The organism is Halorhabdus sp. BNX81, from assembly GCF_029229925.1.
Taxonomy (GTDB): domain Archaea; phylum Halobacteriota; class Halobacteria; order Halobacteriales; family Haloarculaceae; genus Halorhabdus.
Map to the genome: position 1 here is coordinate 2,511,593 of NZ_CP107254.1, position 16,395 is coordinate 2,527,987.

At 63.4% G+C, this 16,395-nt stretch carries 14 protein-coding genes and 1 tRNA gene; 9 read left to right on the forward strand and 6 right to left on the reverse strand.

Features of this window, described 5'->3' with window-relative positions; translation table 11 throughout:
• Positions 1–64 precede the first annotated feature (64 nt).
• The 5 genes from HBNXHr_RS12710 to HBNXHr_RS12730 all read left to right on the forward strand — a co-directional run bounded on the left by HBNXHr_RS12710 (position 65) and on the right by HBNXHr_RS12730 (position 6,279).
• Positions 65–1,825, forward strand: a complete 1,761-nt coding sequence (locus HBNXHr_RS12710; RefSeq protein WP_275882415.1) for a site-2 protease family protein — start codon at positions 65–67, stop codon at positions 1,823–1,825.
• Positions 1,826–2,215: 390 nt separating this feature from the next.
• Positions 2,216–3,496 carry a DNA repair protein NreA gene (gene nreA / locus HBNXHr_RS12715; protein ID WP_275882416.1) on the forward strand — a complete coding sequence of 427 codons (1,281 nt, stop codon included), beginning with the start codon at positions 2,216–2,218 and terminating at the stop codon, positions 3,494–3,496.
• Positions 3,497–3,574: 78 nt separating this feature from the next.
• The gene (locus HBNXHr_RS12720; RefSeq protein WP_275882417.1) at positions 3,575–4,441 is read left to right on the forward strand and encodes a helix-turn-helix domain-containing protein; all 867 of its coding nucleotides are present in this window, start codon (positions 3,575–3,577) and stop codon (positions 4,439–4,441) included.
• A gap of 69 nt (positions 4,442–4,510) precedes the next feature.
• Positions 4,511–5,845, forward strand: a complete 1,335-nt coding sequence (locus tag HBNXHr_RS12725) for a glutamate-1-semialdehyde 2,1-aminomutase (protein ID WP_275882418.1) — start codon at positions 4,511–4,513, stop codon at positions 5,843–5,845.
• Between the two features lie 209 nt (positions 5,846–6,054).
• The gene (locus HBNXHr_RS12730; protein ID WP_275882419.1) at positions 6,055–6,279 is read left to right on the forward strand and encodes a hypothetical protein; all 225 of its coding nucleotides are present in this window, start codon (positions 6,055–6,057) and stop codon (positions 6,277–6,279) included.
• 717 nt (positions 6,280–6,996) lie between these two features.
• Here the strand turns inward: HBNXHr_RS12730 and HBNXHr_RS12735 are convergent.
• On the reverse strand, positions 6,997–7,308 hold the full coding sequence (locus tag HBNXHr_RS12735; RefSeq protein ID WP_275882420.1) for a hypothetical protein: 312 nt from the start codon (positions 7,306–7,308) through the stop codon (positions 6,997–6,999).
• A gap of 117 nt (positions 7,309–7,425) precedes the next feature.
• Here HBNXHr_RS12735 and HBNXHr_RS12740 point away from each other — a divergent pair, with 117 nt between their 5' ends.
• A complete protein-coding gene (locus HBNXHr_RS12740) occupies positions 7,426–8,046 on the forward strand; it encodes a class I SAM-dependent methyltransferase (protein WP_275882421.1) in 621 nt (206 codons plus the stop codon).
• Between the two features lie 27 nt (positions 8,047–8,073).
• Here HBNXHr_RS12740 and HBNXHr_RS12745 read toward each other — a convergent pair whose 3' ends face one another.
• On the reverse strand, positions 8,074–8,406 hold the full coding sequence (locus tag HBNXHr_RS12745) for a cupin domain-containing protein (protein ID WP_275882422.1): 333 nt from the start codon (positions 8,404–8,406) through the stop codon (positions 8,074–8,076).
• A 98-nt stretch (positions 8,407–8,504) separates the two neighbouring features.
• On the opposite strand from HBNXHr_RS12745, the gene HBNXHr_RS12750 reads away from it, so the two are divergent.
• Entirely contained in the window at positions 8,505–8,948 is a 444-nt protein-coding gene (locus tag HBNXHr_RS12750) for a TIGR00725 family protein (protein ID WP_275882423.1), read from the forward strand.
• Position 8,949: 1 nt separating this feature from the next.
• Here the strand turns inward: HBNXHr_RS12750 and HBNXHr_RS12755 are convergent, their stop codons facing one another.
• Positions 8,950–10,467: a hypothetical protein gene (locus HBNXHr_RS12755; protein WP_275882424.1), complete on the reverse strand. Its 1,518-nt coding sequence runs from the start codon at positions 10,465–10,467 to the stop codon at positions 8,950–8,952.
• A 505-nt stretch (positions 10,468–10,972) separates the two neighbouring features.
• Here HBNXHr_RS12755 and HBNXHr_RS12760 point away from each other — a divergent pair.
• Together HBNXHr_RS12760 and HBNXHr_RS12765 are read left to right on the forward strand one after the other, a co-directional pair.
• Positions 10,973–11,671: a hypothetical protein gene (locus HBNXHr_RS12760; protein ID WP_275882425.1), complete on the forward strand. Its 699-nt coding sequence runs from the start codon at positions 10,973–10,975 to the stop codon at positions 11,669–11,671.
• Positions 11,672–11,705: 34 nt separating this feature from the next.
• A tRNA-Lys gene (locus HBNXHr_RS12765) sits at positions 11,706–11,779 on the forward strand.
• 487 nt (positions 11,780–12,266) lie between these two features.
• Here the strand turns inward: HBNXHr_RS12765 and HBNXHr_RS12770 are convergent.
• The 3 genes from HBNXHr_RS12770 to HBNXHr_RS12780 all read right to left on the reverse strand — a co-directional run bounded on the left by HBNXHr_RS12770 (position 12,267) and on the right by HBNXHr_RS12780 (position 16,314).
• A complete protein-coding gene (locus HBNXHr_RS12770; protein ID WP_275882426.1) occupies positions 12,267–13,505 on the reverse strand; it encodes a glycoside hydrolase family 11 protein in 1,239 nt (412 codons plus the stop codon).
• Positions 13,506–13,740: 235 nt separating this feature from the next.
• Positions 13,741–15,351, reverse strand: coding sequence for a glycoside hydrolase family 11 protein (locus HBNXHr_RS12775; protein ID WP_275882427.1), 1,611 nt, complete (start codon positions 15,349–15,351; stop codon positions 13,741–13,743).
• 198 nt (positions 15,352–15,549) lie between these two features.
• Positions 15,550–16,314: a helical backbone metal receptor gene (locus tag HBNXHr_RS12780; protein WP_275882428.1), complete on the reverse strand. Its 765-nt coding sequence runs from the start codon at positions 16,312–16,314 to the stop codon at positions 15,550–15,552.
• Positions 16,315–16,395 lie beyond the last annotated feature (81 nt).

Consider the following 16,395-nt stretch of genomic DNA (forward strand, 5'->3'; position numbering starts at 1 on the left):
CCGGGCTGTGGAATGTGAATTCGTAACGCAATCCTCTTTGCGGGAGAGGGCATCCCCACACGTAATGGTCGATACGCTCACGCTGGTCCTCGCGGGCGTTCTTGCGTACTCCCTGGGAGCGATGGCCTTGCAGCGTCGCGGCTTTCTGCCATCCTTTCTCCACGTCTCGGGGCCGATCACCACGATCCATACCAAGCGTGGCCGGGCGTTTCTCGACTGGCTCGCCGGTCCCAAGCGGTTCTGGCGAGCTTTCGCAAACGTGGGGGTCGGATTCGCGCTGTTCGTCCTGGTCGGGATGTTCCTGACAGTCCTGTTTTCGGGATTCATGAGCCTCCAGCAACCGGGTGCGAACCCGATCCAGGAGCCGAAAAACGCCCTGGTCATCCCGGGCCTCAACGACTTCCTCCCGCCCGCGGCCGCGCCGGAGATCATCTTCGGGTTGCTCGTCGGCATGGTGGTTCACGAAGGGGGCCACGGCTTGCTCTGTCGGGTCGAAAACATCGACATCGACTCGATGGGCGTTGCCCTCCTGACGATCATCCCGCTGGGCGCGTTCGTCGAACCCGACGAGGAGAGTCGGGCCGAAGCCGACCGCGGCGCCCAGACCCGAATGTTCGCAGCCGGGGTGACCAACAACTTCGTCGTCACGGCGCTCGCCTTTCTCCTGCTCTTTGGCCCGGTCGCGGGCTCGATCCAGGCCGTCGGGGGCGTCGCCGTCGGCGGCGCACTCCCGGGATCGCCGGCCGCCGACGCGTCCCTCGGGGAGGGTGACGTGATCACGGGGATCAATGGGACCGAAGTGACCAACCAGTCGACGCTGACCGACGCACTCGGGAACACCGAGAGCCGGACGGTCGCGGTGTCCCTCCACGGCGGCGAGACCAAATACATTCAGCGGTCGGTGTTCGTCACCGTGGCCCTCCTCGAGGGGCCGCTTGCCGTCGATGAGGGCGACACGATCACGAGCGTCAACGGGACGAGTGTCCACACCGTCAGCGGGCTGGTCGAGACCATCGAGAACCGGTCGGTTGCGACACTCGAAACGGCCGACGGAAACCGGACGACCGGGCCGATCGGCGCGTACGTCAGCCGCGTCGCCGAGGACGGCCCCTTCGCCGAGGACGGCGGCCCGGCGGGCGAATCAGTCGTCATCACTCACTTCGATGGGGAGCGGATCGTCGGGCAGAGTCAACTCACCGATGCGCTCGACGGGACTGCACCCGGCGACGAGGTCGACCTCGTCGCGTACGTTGACGGCGAACGCCGAACGTACACCGTCACGCTCGGGGAGAACCCACGTGACGACACCGGGTTTCTCGGCGTCGTCGGCATTCAGCCCGGGATCAGCGGCCTCGTCGTCAACGACTTCGGCATCCAATCGTACCCCGCCGAGACCTACCTCGGCATCCTCGGCGGCGACGTCGGCCTGGACAGTTCGCTCGCCCAGCAGATCCTCTGGATCGTGACGCTACCCTTCGCGAGCGTGGTCAACCCCAACATCGCGTTCAACTTCGCCGGCTTCCTCGGGCCGATCGCTGACTTCTATACCATCCAGGGGCCGCTCGGCGGCCTCGGCGGCGGGGTGTTCGTCGCGGCGAACCTGCTGTTCTGGACTGCCTGGATCAACCTCAATCTCGCCGTGTTCAACCTGATCCCGCTGTTTCCGCTGGACGGCGGCCACTTGCTCCGGACGGGAACGGAAGCAATCGTGTCTCGAACGCCGATCAACAAGCGCTGGGCTGTCCGCACCGTGACTGTCTCGGTCGGACTCGTGATGTTCGGAAGCCTCATGTTGATGTTGTTCGGCCCGCAGTTGCTTGCCTGAACGGTATTTAACTCTTTTCCCGACCTGCCATCCCGGAAGGTCTGGATCGGGTAATAAGTACTACCGCCCGGTACGTGCTATTGCGAGGTTCCCGGTGAACACCGGCCCACCAAGGATTCGGTGCCTCTGACAGCGCCGGTCCTCCTTGCTTTCCCGTTGACCGCGACGGCCCACTGACCAAAGGTCCCCGACGTGACGGCCCTCCGGCGGATCCGTCGTGGTCGTGAATACTCTGGGACCCGATCCGAGTGTATGGATCTCCGACTCGCGAGAAACGGTGGACCCGAGCGATCGAACCACCGCCGCAGCTGTCGCTGACCAGCGCGGCACGTCGCTCGTGCAGTCCGTCGTTCCGTAGATTCATACTTCTCGTCGTCATAGTTCCGATAGATGCGGCTCGACGACTATATCGAAGGCTTCGAGCGCGACGAGGCCGCCGAGAAGCGCCGCCTCGCCGAGGAGAAGTCCTATGCGATCACCGATCACCTCGAAGACGTCGAGCGACAACTCGAGGAGACCCTCCAGGGCGACGCGCTCTTTGGCTCGACCGCGCCCGAGATCTTCGTCGGGCGCTCGGGCTACCCGAACGTCTCCTCCGGCGTGCTCTCGCCGGTCGCCGACGACGGCGACCCGACGGACTTTGCGACCAGCGGCCAGTGGTACGCCAACGGCCTGGGGATCGAGGACGTCCTCCAGCGCCGGACGGGCCTGCTGAACTCCCAGCGCTCGGCGAAGGTGGACGTGAATGACGTCTGGGATGGGTTCGTCGGCACCCAGCGTGAAGTCGCCATCGCCGACCGGCCCGTCGATGTCGAGATCGGGCTGGACGGGACGCCCGATTTCGACCTGACCACTGACGACATCTCCACGCCCACGGGCCCGCGGGCACGGGCGACCGAAGCCACACTCGCCGAGAATCCCCACGTCCCCCGTCCCGTCGAGAAGACCCTCGAGGACGACGACTGGCGCGCGGAAGGCGCGATGACGTACCTCTACCGGAAGGGCTTCGACGTCTACGATGTCAACACCATCCTCTCGGCGGGCGCGCTCGGACAGGGCCGAAACCGGCGACTCGTCCCGACGCGGTGGTCGATCACCGCCGTCGACGACACGGTCGGGCAGTATCTCCACGGGGGGATCCACAACGCGAACACCATCGACGAGACCCAGGTCTGGTACAACGAGTACATGGGCAACCGCTACTGGATCATCCTCACGCCCGGGGACTGGGAGTTCGAGCTCGTCGAGATGAAAGCCCCCGAGAGCGTCTGGAACCCCCTCGGGGAGACGCACTACCTCGCCAGCGCCCACGAAGGTTACGAGGGCCGGAGCAGCTACGTCGAGGAAACCGCCGGGGCCTACTATGCATCCCGACTCGGGGTGCTCGAACACCTCGTCGACATCGATCGACAGGCCAAGTGTCTCGTCCTTCGGGAGGTGACCGACGACTACTGGGCCCCGGTCGGCGTCTGGCAGGTCCGGGAGGGCGTTCGCAACGCCTTCGAGGATCCGGAGGGGCTGCCCGACGCGCTTTCGGGCCGATACGGCGAGGCCGGGAGTTTCCGGGACGCCGTGACGAGCGTAACCGAGCAGCTCCCGGTGTCGCTGACGGCACTGCGCCGGAAGTCCGAGATGGTCGCCGGCCTCCAGGCGACGCTGTCGGACTTCTGAGACGGACGGGGATCGTCGATAGCGTGAGCCCGGCGAAAGAGCCATCCCTTATTTGCACGCCGACTCCAAAGCCGAACTATGACCGACGACACCGCCGAGGACCTCGGGGAGACCCTGGACCTGCGGGAGTACGAGGCCACGGCGCTGACGCAGTTGCTCACGCTCGGGCGGACGACCGCGCCGAACCTCGCCGAGGCGACGGGGATCCCGCGCGCCCGGATCTACGACGTGCTCGACACGCTGTCGAATGCCGGCTACGTCAAGGAGATCCCGGGCCGGCCAAAGGAGTACGAGGCCAAAGACCCCGAGACGATCCTCGAACGGGCGGTCGAGAACCGCCGGCAGTCTTTCGAGTCGGCCCGGGCGGAGATCGACACCTTTCGCGACCAGTTCGTCTCGGAGTTCGGCCCCGTCTACGAGCGCGCCAGCGAGGACGTCACGCCGACCGAGGACCTGTTTCACGTCGTCGACGTCGGCGAGCCAAGCGAGACCGAAACCCGCCGACTCTACGGGTCGGCCGACGAGGAGATCGCCGTCATCACGAAGAGTTTCGCGTACTTCGAGTCGGTTCGCCCTGCGTTCGAAGCTGCCTACGACAGCAATGTCCCGATCCGAGTCCTGTTGCTCGATCCTGACCACCTCTCGGCGGAGAATCGTACCGCCCAGGCAGACGTGATCGAGACGCTCCAGGCCGACTTTCCGGATGTCGCGTTGCGCTACAGCGAGAAGGCCCTCCCCTGGCGCGGGACGATCGTCGATCCCAGCATGGACTACGAGACCGGCGAAGCGATCATGCTGGTCGAGGAAAAGGACGTCCCGCTGTCGATGCGACAGGCCGCCGTCACCGAGAACGGCTCCTTTGTCGCCGGGTTGGGCCGGTACTTCGAGTTGATCTGGGAGTACGACAGCCGGCCGGTGGATGAGGACGCCGATCGGTCGGACTGACGAGGCGACGGGAGACATCCGTCCGGCGGAACCCACACCTACTTTTCTCCCCGGCGGCAACGACCGGCCATGAACCACGAGCGCTCCCGCGAGCTGTACGATCGCGCGCTGTCGGTCGCCCCGGGCGGCGTCAACTCCTCCGTGCGGGCGATCCAGCCGTACCCCTTCTTCGTCGAAAAGGGCGACGGCGGGCACGTCATCGACGCCGACGGCAACCGCTACCTGGACTTCGTGATGGGCTACGGCCCGCTCCTGCTGGGCCACGACCTCCCGGAACAGGTCCAGTCGGCGATCCAGCAGCGCGCCGCCGAGGGCCCGATGTACGGCGCGCCGACGGAGGTCGAGGTCGAACTCGCGGAGTTCGTCGCCAGACACGTCCCCAGCGTCGAGATGGTCCGCTTCGTCAATTCGGGGACCGAGGCGACCGTCTCGGCCGTCCGGCTGGCCCGCGGCTATACGGGACGGGACAAGATCGTCATCATGCAGGGCTCCTATCACGGCGCTCAAGAGTCGACGCTCGTCGAGGGCGAGGGCTGTCACACGAGCCCGTCGAGTCCCGGTATTCCGGAGAGTTTCGCCGAGCACACGATCACCGTCCCGTTCAACGACGAGGAATACGTCGAGGGCGTCTTCGAGAGCCACGGCGACGAGATCGCGGCCGTCCTGACCGAACCCATCCTCGGCAACCACGGCATCGTCCATCCCGTCGAGGGGTATCACGAGACCCTCCGGGACCTCTGTGACGACTACGGGTCCCTTCTGATCTTCGACGAGGTGATCACGGGCTTCCGGGTCGGCGGTCCGCAGTGCGCCCAGGGCAAGTTCGGCATCGAGCCCGACGTGACCACGTTCGGGAAGATCGTCGGCGGCGGGTTCCCGGTCGGTGCGATCGGCGGGAAAAGCGAGATCATCGAGCAGTTCACGCCCGCCGGCGACGTCTTCCAGTCGGGCACCTTCTCGGGCCACCCGGTCACGATGGCCGCCGGGCTGGAGACGCTGCGGTACGCCGCCGAGAACGACGTCTGGGAGCACGTCAACGATCTGGGAGCGCAAATGCGCAAGGGCCTGACCGACATCGTCGCGGATCGCGCCCCCGAGTACACCGTCGTCGGGTCGGACTCGATGTTCAAGGTGATCTTCACCCGCGACGGGGCGAGCGGCGAAAACCACTGCGGGTCGGGGTGTCGCCAGCGCGAGTCCTGTCCGAGCTACGACGCCTGCCCGAAGAACGGCGCGGACGTGGATCGGGCCGAGACCGAACGCTGGGAGCGCCTGTTCTGGCCGGCGATGAAAGATCAGGGCGTGTTCCTGACGCCCAACCAGTTCGAATCGCAGTTCGTCTCGGCGGCGCATACTGAGGACGACATCGAGGAGGCACTCGAAGCGTACAAGGAAGCGCTGTAGCGCGGTGTCAATCTGACGTGGCGAGACACTTATCGAAGACAGCGAACACGGTATTTGTCTCGAAATTTTGGGATCGAACTGTACAAGATATAGAGGATCTATGCATCACTCGGTCACTGTTGATGTCACGCGGATGTTAGTGAATCGATTGCTCAGTAAGCGTGCGATTTTGCCCCACAGTTTTCACCTATGCGGGGATGTACTACGGTATGGTGACTCGCCCGTCTCTCCGAGGATTTGGCGCAGCCATTGTTGTTGGCGTCGCTGTCATCTGTATGGGAGTGATTGTGCTCGGCTTCATCATGCCCGACCGACTCTTTGAGAGTACTGTGGGATTAGTCGCCTTCTTCGCCGCGGGGCTGTTGATGGTCGTCTGTGCCGTCATTGCGAATCTCTACGATCTGCGAGGGATTCTCCACGATGAGTTCGGCTGATAACTCATTGAACGTTCGAAGATCGGGATCGTATGCGCCGCCCACGACAATCTTCACACCGAGGGCACTGCCTGCTGCCGAAACTGGCCCCGACGAATAATTCAAGGTGACGGTGACATTGCACTGACGACCGCGCCAGTTAGTACTTGTTCGAGAAAGAATGGCAGTGTTTAGTTTAGCAGGAATCGCTTCCAACAGCCAGAAAGCCCCGAGTGGCTCCGATTGAGGGCCTCGTTGCGCTCCTCACTGCGTTGCGGTGCTTACTTCGGCCGTCGTCCCGGAGCCACTCGCCCCTTTCAGTCCCGCCCATGCCGGTTGACCAACCGGCCTAGGGTGGGACTGAAAGGGGCCGCGCTCTCAGCGCACCCCGACGACGCAAGCACCTGCCGGAGCGCAGCGAGTCGCGGTAGCTGAGAGCGCGGGGGCTTTCTGGCTGTTCTCAACCGTGACTCGATTAACTAAACACCGCCGAAAGAATTACCGCTCCAACCACGCGTTACTTCACGTTATATCCACTCACAGCGCACTTCGTTTAAGCGTTCGTCTGTATCGACCGATTCGAGCAGTATTGATTCCGACACCCCACGGTGACCGATTCGCGCCCTCCATCTTGCACGCCAACCAGTAACAATATCAAAACCTGATCGTTGTTTCACTCAGTTAGGAAAGGGCCAGTGATGATTGTGCAGCCCCTCACTCCGCCACTCCAAAACCTGCTCACGTGAGCGCTTCGACGACGTCACCGGCACTGAACAGTTTCAGATCGTCGCGTTCGTCAGCCGCTTCTTCGACTGCCGAGGTGAATCCACTCCGGGAAAAGAGCGCGTACGTCTCGACCCGATCGCCCCCGTCTTCTGGCGTCCATCGAAGTTCCTCGACGTGATCCTGGAGGGTCGCGGACGCGTCGTACCCGAGCGGCGCCTGCGTGAACGTGCACTCGCCGACGATCAGCGTCTCGCTCGTCGTGATTCTCACCACGTCGATCTCGTGACTGATCGTACTTTGAAGTTTGATACTCTGAAGTATCATACTTGGAAGTATCATTATGAGTGTAGCGAATGCCACCGTCCTAGGGGACAGCGATCATCGCGACAGGCCGGTTCGTCGCCCTTTTCTCCCCCACTTGCCTACGCCGACATAACTCGCATGGACCCGGAGGACAACCGCCGGAGCTGGGCCGAACGCGACGGCGCCTATTCGCCGGAATACTACGCCGAAATCGGAGAGAACGAGGTGAGCGAGACGCTCGCGACCGTCATCGAATACTACGCGAGCGAAGACGCGAGCATCCTCGAGATCGGGTGTGGCTCGGGTCGCCACCTGGACCACTTACTCGGCGTCGGCTACAAGGACCTCGCCGGGATCGACATCAACGACGAATCCTTCGAAGTCATGGCCGAGGAGTACCCGCGACTCGCCGACACCGGGACCTTCCTCAGCGGCGCGATCGAGGACCATCTTCCGAAGTTTCCCGACGACGCCTACGATGTCGTCTACTCCGTCGAGACCCTCCAGCATGTCCATCCCGACGACGAATGGGTGTTCGAGGAGTTGGTCCGGGTCACCGGCGACCTGCTGATCACCGCCGAGAACGAGGGCAATCGACCGAATCGGGGCCCGGACGCCGAGGACGTGAGCTACGTCAACGACGACTTTCCGCTCTATCACCGCGACTGGAAGGCCGTCTTCTCCGATCTGGGGCTGGCCCAGATCGTCTGCGAGCGGACGAACCGCGACACGATCCGGGTCTTCCGGGCTCCTGAGTAGTGTGCTCCCGGACGCAAGCAGAGCGATCTACCGAACCATCGTTAACAGCATCTTGAATGGCTCTGCTGCCGCGACCGCGTGGGGCGTGTCGGCGGGAAAGACGATCGACTCGCCGGCCGCCAGTTCGTAGTCGGTCCCGTCGATCGTGACTTCGGCCGTGCCGTCGAGTACCTGCAGGAGTGCCTCGTGAGGCGCGGTGTGCTCGCTGATCGTCTGGCCTTCGTCGCAGGCGAACACCGTTAGCGTCGCGGCCTCCCGATCGACCAGCGTTCGGCTCACGATCGCGCCGTCCTGATAGTCTAGCAAGTCTTCGAGTTCGAGTACCGATCCCGCGAGGTCCGCCAGTTGATCGTCGCTCATACCGGCCGTTCGATCGGCCGAGGTTTGGGCCTGCCGGTGAACATGTTCGACCAGGTGGAACCGACATCGCTACGGGTCGGCCGAGCGAGTTGAAAACCATGCGCGTCAGTGTTATCGGAGGGAGTACGGTCGGCGAGGAGTTGTACGACCAGGCTCGTGAAGTCGGCCGGTTGCTGGCCGAGCGCGGCCACGAAGTCGTCTGTGGCGGCCGCGGTGGCGTCATGGAAGCAGTTGCCCGGGGCGCGACGGAAGCGGGTGGCCATACGATCGGCATTCTCCCTGGAGCGGACCGCGGGGCAGCCAACGAGTACATCGAGACGCCGATCGCTACTGGCCTCGGCAACGCACGTAACGCCCTGGTCGTGGGCAACGGCGACGCCGCGATCGCCATCGACGGCTCGACGGGCACGCTCTCGGAGATCGCGCTTGCGCTCGACGCAGGGAAACCGGTTGCCGGCCTGGATACGCACGACATTGCGGGCGTCAAAGCCGTCGAGACGCCACAAGCCGCCCTCGAATACATCGAGTCAGCACGGCAATAGGCTACGCCAGCCAGTCGATGAACGTCCCCTCCAGTAAGGTCTCGCGCTGCCGATTGATGTACTCGGCCTGCATCCCCCAGATCGCCTCGCCGAGCGGGACGCCGTCACGGACCTGCCGGCGGACGTAGTCGTGTTTGAACCGGGCCGGCGTCATCCGCCGATCCAGGCGCTCCCGAAGCGGTTTGATGTACCGGTGAGCTTGCTCCGTCGAGAACCCCCGCAACTCCAAGCCGTCGCGGGCGTGTTCGAAGAGGTCGCCGTAGAGTTCGTCGATCGCGGTCGTCTCGCCGCTGCCCGTAATCCAGGTCATCTCGGCGTCCAATCCATCGCGAGCGGCAGCGTAGAAGTTCTCGCGGGCGCGTTCCCAATCGAGTTCGCGCACGGGGTGTTCCCGACGTGGAAGACTTTCCAGAAGCCCGGCGAAGACAGCCGTAAAGGCGACCGCGTCACGGATTGTCGGCTGCCCGGGCAGCGGGCGGAACTCGATGCGAGCGTTGGCCGCCGAGCGTGTCGCCCCGTCGAAGACCGGTCGGACCCATCGCCAGTAACTGCCGTGCTTGTGTCGGATATGAGCGAAGCGATCGTCGAAACGGTCCCCGCGATCGATGTCCATCGGGACGATCAGCGGGTCAGCGACGATCCGGTCGATCGCTTCCTCGACGGAATCCAGATCCCGGGGGAACCGAACCTTCGGTTCGACGTCGCTTTCCGCGGACGGATTGAGGACGGACTCGAAGATGCCGATCCGGTGTTCCATGTGGGCGTCGGCGACGATCTCCCGATCGTGGGCGTCGTCGTAACACTCCGGCGGGAAAAATGGGGAATTGACACCCAGGGCGAGTAGTGGGCCGGCTACCCGGAGGGCGTACCGGAAGTGCTCGGGCAGATCAGGGGCATGCGGGACCTGATAGTGGGGCTGGATCGACGTGATGAGACTCTCCGGCATGACGGTATCGGCCTCCAGGGAGACGTGCGGGGCGTCGAGGCGGAAACGCGAGGGGTAGTCCGTGTTCGCCATCGCATGATACCGGACGCTGTCGGACATGTTCGTCCCGATCCGGATCCCGTCCTGCTCGACGGAATCACAGAGGTACTCGACCGCGGTCTCGCCGTTGGGTGGGACCGTCCACAGCCCATCGCTCACCAGTCTGATGTCCTCGGCCCCCGTTCGCTCGATGGCCGGCGCGAGGTTGGCCTGGAGCTGTCGTTGCTGGGCTTCGAGGCCGTGATCGTTCAACGGCAGCGGACTGGTCTGCATTTCGGCGTTGTGCAGGCCGAGTTCCTTCTCGAAACCGATGCGTTCGAGCAACTGACGTGGCACCCGACGGAGGGCGTCCGTCCGGTCGTCGGCCGCGTAGAGTTCGAACTCCAGGCCGATGATCGCCTGGTTGTTGTCGAAGGTTCCAGCTCTGACGGCGGCTTTGAGTTCCTGGGCTTCTTCCTCGGCCCGCGCCTGGAACGCCTCACGATCGACCGACAACGCCTCGCGGACTGCGGCAGCGAGTTCCGAGGCTGACATGTTCGCGGGTTACAAGCGGAATGTCTTCAACGTGGTGTCTCGGCCGTCGAGCAGGAGAAACGGAGTCCCTTCCGGCTTCCTCACTGAAATGGGCCAATATTGCTGACTCTGTGTCAGTGCCAGCCCCTTCTCGAAGAAGCCAGCGACCTGAATCGACGCTGGCGAGTAGGGTGAGAGGGCGAGTGTCGTAGCTTCCGGATATTCTTGCCGCGAGATGGGAGTTCGGGAAGGCATTACCACGGAGAGCGGTCTTTTAGGGCTGTACGCGCTACGAATGATCGATGAGTAGACGGCAGCTAATCGCAGCGCGAACCTGGACAACACTTGCGGAGGGACTGAGCGATGAGTGACACTGACAGCGAGGACGAGCACCTCGAGAACGTCGAGGACGGCTGTGGCTGTGCGGAAGTCTGGGAACACCTCTCGGCGGAGCGCGAGCGGACGGCCACCGACGATTGAATCGCGGCGAGACGTTTTTAGCCATACAATCCGTCCCACCATACGAATGAGTGACGAGACGCAGGGGCCGGGGATGCCCACTGACCGGGAGTCGCCGGTCGGCCAACCGGTGATCCGTGGTGACCCGGACGCGACAGGCGAGCACGCGAACCGGGCCGTCGAGTTCGATCCAACCGACGACGAGAGTCTCGAAGCGGCGGCGACGACCGTCCGCGCCTTCGCCGAGAACACTGTCGGCGACGAGGACAGCGTCTACATGCTCCGGGGTGCGGCTGCCTGTGCGGCACTGGTCCGTGGTGTCGGTTCCTACAAAGCGGCTGCCGAACGGGCCGGCGGCGAGACGACGGTCTCGTTCATCCGGAAGTGGTCTCGGGTCCACGACTTACCCCGGTCGATCCGCCGACACGTCGCGAAGGGCGAGATCGCGCCGACCGCAGCCAAACACATCGCCCGGGTCAGCGGGACGTCACGGTTCTTGCTGGCGTTTGCGATCCTGGACCATGGCTTGACCGTCCGGGAAGTTCGGACACTGGCGAGTGAGATCACCGACGGGGCGGATCCGGCCGTCGTCCTCGGTCAAGCCGGATATCCACTCGGCGAACTCACGATCCGGTTGCCGGTTGAGGCCTATTGTGAACTCCGGCGGCGAGCCTCATTGGAGGACGAATCCCCCGGGTCGCTCATCGCCGCGGCGCTGGCCGATCACTACGACGCGGTCGGGGAGTCCGATCGGCGGCAACCGTAAGGACTTAGCCGGCAACTCCCCCATGAGCGAGTGAGGGCCGGTAGCTCAGTCAGGCAGAGCGTCTGGCTTTTAACCAGACGGTCATGGGTTCAATTCCCATCCGGCCCGTTGTCCTGCGAACGATAGTGAGCAGTGACAACGCCCATGGGAATTGAATCAGGGAGAGGGAGGTGAGCGAGCGAAGCGAGCGAACGGGAACGACCGTGGTTCAATTCCCATCCGGCCCGCTAAACTTTTCTCGTCGGGTTCGTGCGTGGCGCGAACTGGGTGGCGGCTTCGCCGCCACCGGTATCAGTTGCGGGCCGTCGGCCCGCAACTCACTCCTCGAAAGCTTTAGTATCCAAAAGCCGGACGCTCACTTCGTTCGCGTCCGGTGAAACGACTCGCTTCGCTCGTCGTATACTTGACGTGGGGAATTGAACCGGGGAGCCGCAGCCCCGGAAGCACAGCGAACGAAGTGGGCAAGCATCCCGGAACGTCTTCACTCGCTTCAAATCCCACCGGCAACGATTTCACGAAACGGTGTTCGACCAGCAGCTGTCGAAGTGTGGACAACAGCAAAAATGAGTGCTCGATGATCTACCCGACAGCCCTACTAGACCGACTCGAACGTCCAGAGCTGGTTGTTACCGCCGTGCCAGTCGTACTGCTGGACGTTCCCGCCGTCGGAGGTCGAGGAACTCTCGACTTCGACGGCCTTCTCGCTGTGAACCGGCTGGATGTGGTACTGACCGCCGCCCTGATCGTGGAGATAGAACCGCTGGTTGTCACCGCCGCCGTCCGAGTACTGATGGACGTTCGCGCCGTTCTCGGACGACTGGTTGGCGACGTCGAGCACTTTCCCGCTGTTGACGTTCTGGATCCGGAACTGCCCGCCGCCGGTATCCTCAACCGTCCACTGCTGGTTCTCGCCGCCCCAGTAGCTGTACTGCTGGACGTTCGCACCGTCCGACGTCGACTGCCCGGCGACGTCCATGCCTTTGCCACTGTTGACGTTCTGGATGCTGTAGGTGCCGCTGGATGGCGGATTCGAGGAGCCACTCGAACCACCGGTGTCACCGCTGCCTCCGCCACCGCCACCACCGCCACCACCGCCACCGCCGCTACCATCGGCACCGACCCAGACCTCCGAGGAGCCACTGGACTGGTAGCCCTCGGTGGCCACGATCATGTAGTCGTGGTTACCCATGGGGAGCCCGTGGTTCTCCCAGGCGTCGAAGTGGTTGCCGGTCGTGATCGTCCCGCTGGTTCGGGAGTTCTGCCGAACGGACCAGTACTGCGTGAACGTTGCATTGCCCTCGATCGAGGGCTTGTTCACCCGCTCGGACGTGTAGATCTCGTACGTGGACCCATTGGTCGTATGCGTTCCCTGATAGGAGTCGCCGGGCTTGTAGCTGCCGTAGTCCTCGATGATGTAGTACTCCACCAGCGGGTCCGTCGTCCACCCGTAGATGCACAGGTAGGAGTTACCCGACGGGTTGTAGTTGGCCGTGTAATCGACGTCACGACGGCCGCCGGTCTCCCAGCCCTTGCCACAGACGAAATTCCCCGTGTCCGACCAGTCGACGCTATAATTACCACCGTCTCCCAGGGTCATCTCGACCGTCCCTTCGGAATTGGTCCAAAACGAGTAGTAATACCCGCTGTCGTTGCCGGTCTGATTCGACGTGATGGCGGCGGCCGGGGAGGCCAGGGAGCCAATCCCGAGCCCTGTCGCCACGGTCGCGGCTGCCCCTTTCAGGTAACTCCGACGGTCGAACTGTCCGACCCGTTCGTTCGCGTTCGATTCGACTGCCTGCTCGTTGCCTGAGTCATCCGATTTGTGTTGCCCCATTGTGAGATACCAACAAAACAAATGACATTAGTCCAGCTATATAAATCATTCTATTTCTATGGAACGACATATTCGGGGGAGCTACTAGTCAGTAACAGTTGACTGCGAGCCGGCGAACGATCGACTTTCGAGGGCGACCTGTCGAAGCGCACTCCGTGTATTCCGCAATTATACGCCCCGAAAGCAAGCGAGGCGAGTTATACGAGAGAGCGCCAGTGCCGTTCGGAAAGTCACCTCACGTGATCGTGACGGTCACCTCGTCAGTCGTCGACGTCCCTTCGTTGTTGGTCGCGGTGAGTGTGACAGTGTAGCTGCCGGCGGACTGGTAGCGTTCGTCGATGTACCAGCCGGAGCCGGTGACACCGTTGCCGAGATCCCACTCCAGCGAGGAGATGTAGTTCCCGGATCCAGTGGTGTCGTTGATGTTGAACTGCACGAGGTCGCCGGTGCTGGCCGAGGTGGTGTTCGGATCAATCTCCGCAACGAGATCGCCGCTGGTACCGCCACCACCGCCACCAGTACCGCCATTACCGCCCCCTCCGCCACCGCCGCCGCCTCCGCCGCCTCCGCCACCGCCACCGTCAAGCGAGAGGTCGATGGTGTTGAGGTCCCACCAGCTCTCGTCCATGGAGACGCGGATCACCTGCTGTCCGGCGTCGAGTGAGACACCCGAGGTCGAAACCGTCTCCCAGGAGTCCCAGCCCCCGGTGGCGCCGAAGCTGACGTTCCCGGAGACGTTCTGTCCGTTGACTTCGAGGTGGAAGGAACCGCCGCCCGAGTCAGAGGCGACCAGCGCATCGAGGGTGTAGTCACCGGATTGCTGGACGTCGACGGTGTACTCGACCCACTCGCCGGACTCGATGTAACCGATCGAATAGCCCGAGCCAGCGGAGTTCGAGGAGATGTCGACGCCTTCGCCGGTCCGCATGGCACCGCCCTCGTTCTCGGACGTGTTGTCGCTGTAGGCGACGCCTGAGCCACCCTGGTCGTACTCCTCGGCCGGAATGGTGCCGGGGATGCTGTGCGGCGTTCCGTTGTAGGGCTGCTGGCTGCCGGAACCGCCGCCACCGCCTCCACCGCCACCACCGCCACCACCGCCACCGCCGCCACCGCCACCGCCGGAACTGCCGACTGTGACGCTGGAACTGCCGCTGGATTGGTAGCCCTCAGTGGCCAGGATCTGGTAGTCGTGGCTCCCCATGTTCAGGCCCGCGCTTTCCCAGGCGTCGAAGTGATTCGAAGTGGTGATGGTGCCGCTCGTCCGGGAGTTCTGTCGAATGGACCAGTACTGCGTGAACGTCGCCGTCCCTTCGATCGAGGGTTTCTCGACTCGCTCGGACGTGTACATCTCGTACGTGGAGCCGTCAGTGGTGTGGGTCCCCTGGGACTGGTCTCCGGGCTTGTAGCTGCCGTAGTCCTCGATGATGTAGTACTCCACCAGCGGATCCGTCGTCCACCCGTAGAGACACAGGTAGGAGTTGCCCTGCGGGTTGTAGTTCGCAGTATACTCGATGTCCCGGTCCGAGCCGGTCTGCCAGCCCTTGCCGCAGACGAAGTTACCCGTGTCGTTCCAGTCGACACTGTAACTGCCACCGGACTCAAGCGTCATTTCGACCGAGCCCTGGTCGTTCGTCCAGAACGAGTAGAAGTACCCGTCGTGAGTCCCGGTCTGGTTCTCGGTGATCGCAGCGGCCGGACTCGCGATGGATCCGACGCCGAGTCCTGTCGCCACGGTCGCCGCTGCCCCTTTCAAATAGCTCCGACGATCAACCTGTCCGAGCAGTTCGTGTTCGTTCGATTCGCCGCGCCGTTCGTTCGGTGTATCTCCGCCGTCGTGTCGACTCATTGTGCTTTTCTCAGCACACTAGTAAGACACATCCACCCATATAAATCATTTCATTTCGAATTCCATAGCCAACTGAAGGTGCAACAGTGTGATACCGCCAAAAGCAGTGGATCGCATGCACGGGGAAATCCAACTATCATCGGCGAGGTCGTGACTGAATCACAACCCCGGAAATCACCACCAGGTCAGCGAGTGACTTCACTGACCGGCTGCGATCGAAGGTTCTTCTACAGCGGGATCGACAGCGGAGACGATCGATGCTAACCGTTCAATCCCATCGAGGAGCCGTGGACTCGGCTGATTGAGCAACGAATCGTCGATCGCACAGACCTCGGCGTCGAGGTCCCACTCGCGTTCGACCAGCGCCCGCGTCGATGGCTCGCCGGCCCCGCAGTGATGGACGACCGCGAAATCAGGATCGGCTGCTTCGACGGCCGGGCGATCGATCTTTCGGGAGCGATCGCCCGGCTCGACGAACGGGTAGCGACCGCCCGCGACGCGGACGGCCTCGGGCACCCAGTTGCCGGCTGCCATCGGCGGATCGCCCCATTCCTCACAGTAGACCACCGGTCGGTCCTTACCGTCGAGTGTGACGTTTCGAATCCGGTCGATGCGATCGCGGGCCCGTTCTTCGAGGCGCTCGCCGCGCTCCGGGAGCCCGATCGCATCGCCGATCGTCCGGAAGCTCGACAGGACATCATCGAGCGTGGCCGGTTCCGCGTGGGCGACTCTGAACCCGTCATCGCGCAACGCATCCCGCAGGTCAGCCTGAAGCTGATCGTTCGTGAGCACCAGGTCGGGGTCAAGATCGGCGATCCGGTCGAGATCCGGGTTCAGCCAGCCGCCGAGGCGAGGGACGTCCGCGACCTCGCAGTGGGCGGTAACCCCGACCAGCCGATCGTCGGCGTCGAGGGCCTGGACAATCGACGTGGCACTTGGAGCCAGCGAGACGATTCGATCCATGACCGTCCATCGAGACGCGAGCCTAAACAGTGTCGGGGTGTGGGCATCATTGCGGGGGTTCGATCCGAAGTAGCCACAGCA

Bases quoted from the DNA above. Each gene is read 5' to 3' on its own strand.
- HBNXHr_RS12710 (WP_275882415.1), top strand. From the start codon at position 65: ATGGTCGATACGCTCACGCTGGTCCTCGCGGGCGTTCTTGCGTACTCC.
- nreA (WP_275882416.1), top strand. From the start codon at position 2,216: ATGCGGCTCGACGACTATATCGAAGGCTTCGAGCGCGACGAGGCCGCC.
- HBNXHr_RS12720 (WP_275882417.1), top strand. From the start codon at position 3,575: ATGACCGACGACACCGCCGAGGACCTCGGGGAGACCCTGGACCTGCGG.
- HBNXHr_RS12725 (WP_275882418.1), top strand. From the start codon at position 4,511: ATGAACCACGAGCGCTCCCGCGAGCTGTACGATCGCGCGCTGTCGGTC.
- HBNXHr_RS12730 (WP_275882419.1), top strand. From the start codon at position 6,055: ATGGTGACTCGCCCGTCTCTCCGAGGATTTGGCGCAGCCATTGTTGTT.
- HBNXHr_RS12735 (WP_275882420.1), bottom strand. From the start codon at position 7,308: ATGATACTTCAGAGTATCAAACTTCAAAGTACGATCAGTCACGAGATC.
- HBNXHr_RS12740 (WP_275882421.1), top strand. From the start codon at position 7,426: ATGGACCCGGAGGACAACCGCCGGAGCTGGGCCGAACGCGACGGCGCC.
- HBNXHr_RS12745 (WP_275882422.1), bottom strand. From the start codon at position 8,406: ATGAGCGACGATCAACTGGCGGACCTCGCGGGATCGGTACTCGAACTC.
- HBNXHr_RS12750 (WP_275882423.1), top strand. From the start codon at position 8,505: ATGCGCGTCAGTGTTATCGGAGGGAGTACGGTCGGCGAGGAGTTGTAC.
- HBNXHr_RS12755 (WP_275882424.1), bottom strand. From the start codon at position 10,467: ATGTCAGCCTCGGAACTCGCTGCCGCAGTCCGCGAGGCGTTGTCGGTC.
- HBNXHr_RS12760 (WP_275882425.1), top strand. From the start codon at position 10,973: ATGAGTGACGAGACGCAGGGGCCGGGGATGCCCACTGACCGGGAGTCG.
- HBNXHr_RS12770 (WP_275882426.1), bottom strand. From the start codon at position 13,505: ATGGGGCAACACAAATCGGATGACTCAGGCAACGAGCAGGCAGTCGAA.
- HBNXHr_RS12775 (WP_275882427.1), bottom strand. From the start codon at position 15,351: ATGAGTCGACACGACGGCGGAGATACACCGAACGAACGGCGCGGCGAA.
- HBNXHr_RS12780 (WP_275882428.1), bottom strand. From the start codon at position 16,314: ATGGATCGAATCGTCTCGCTGGCTCCAAGTGCCACGTCGATTGTCCAG.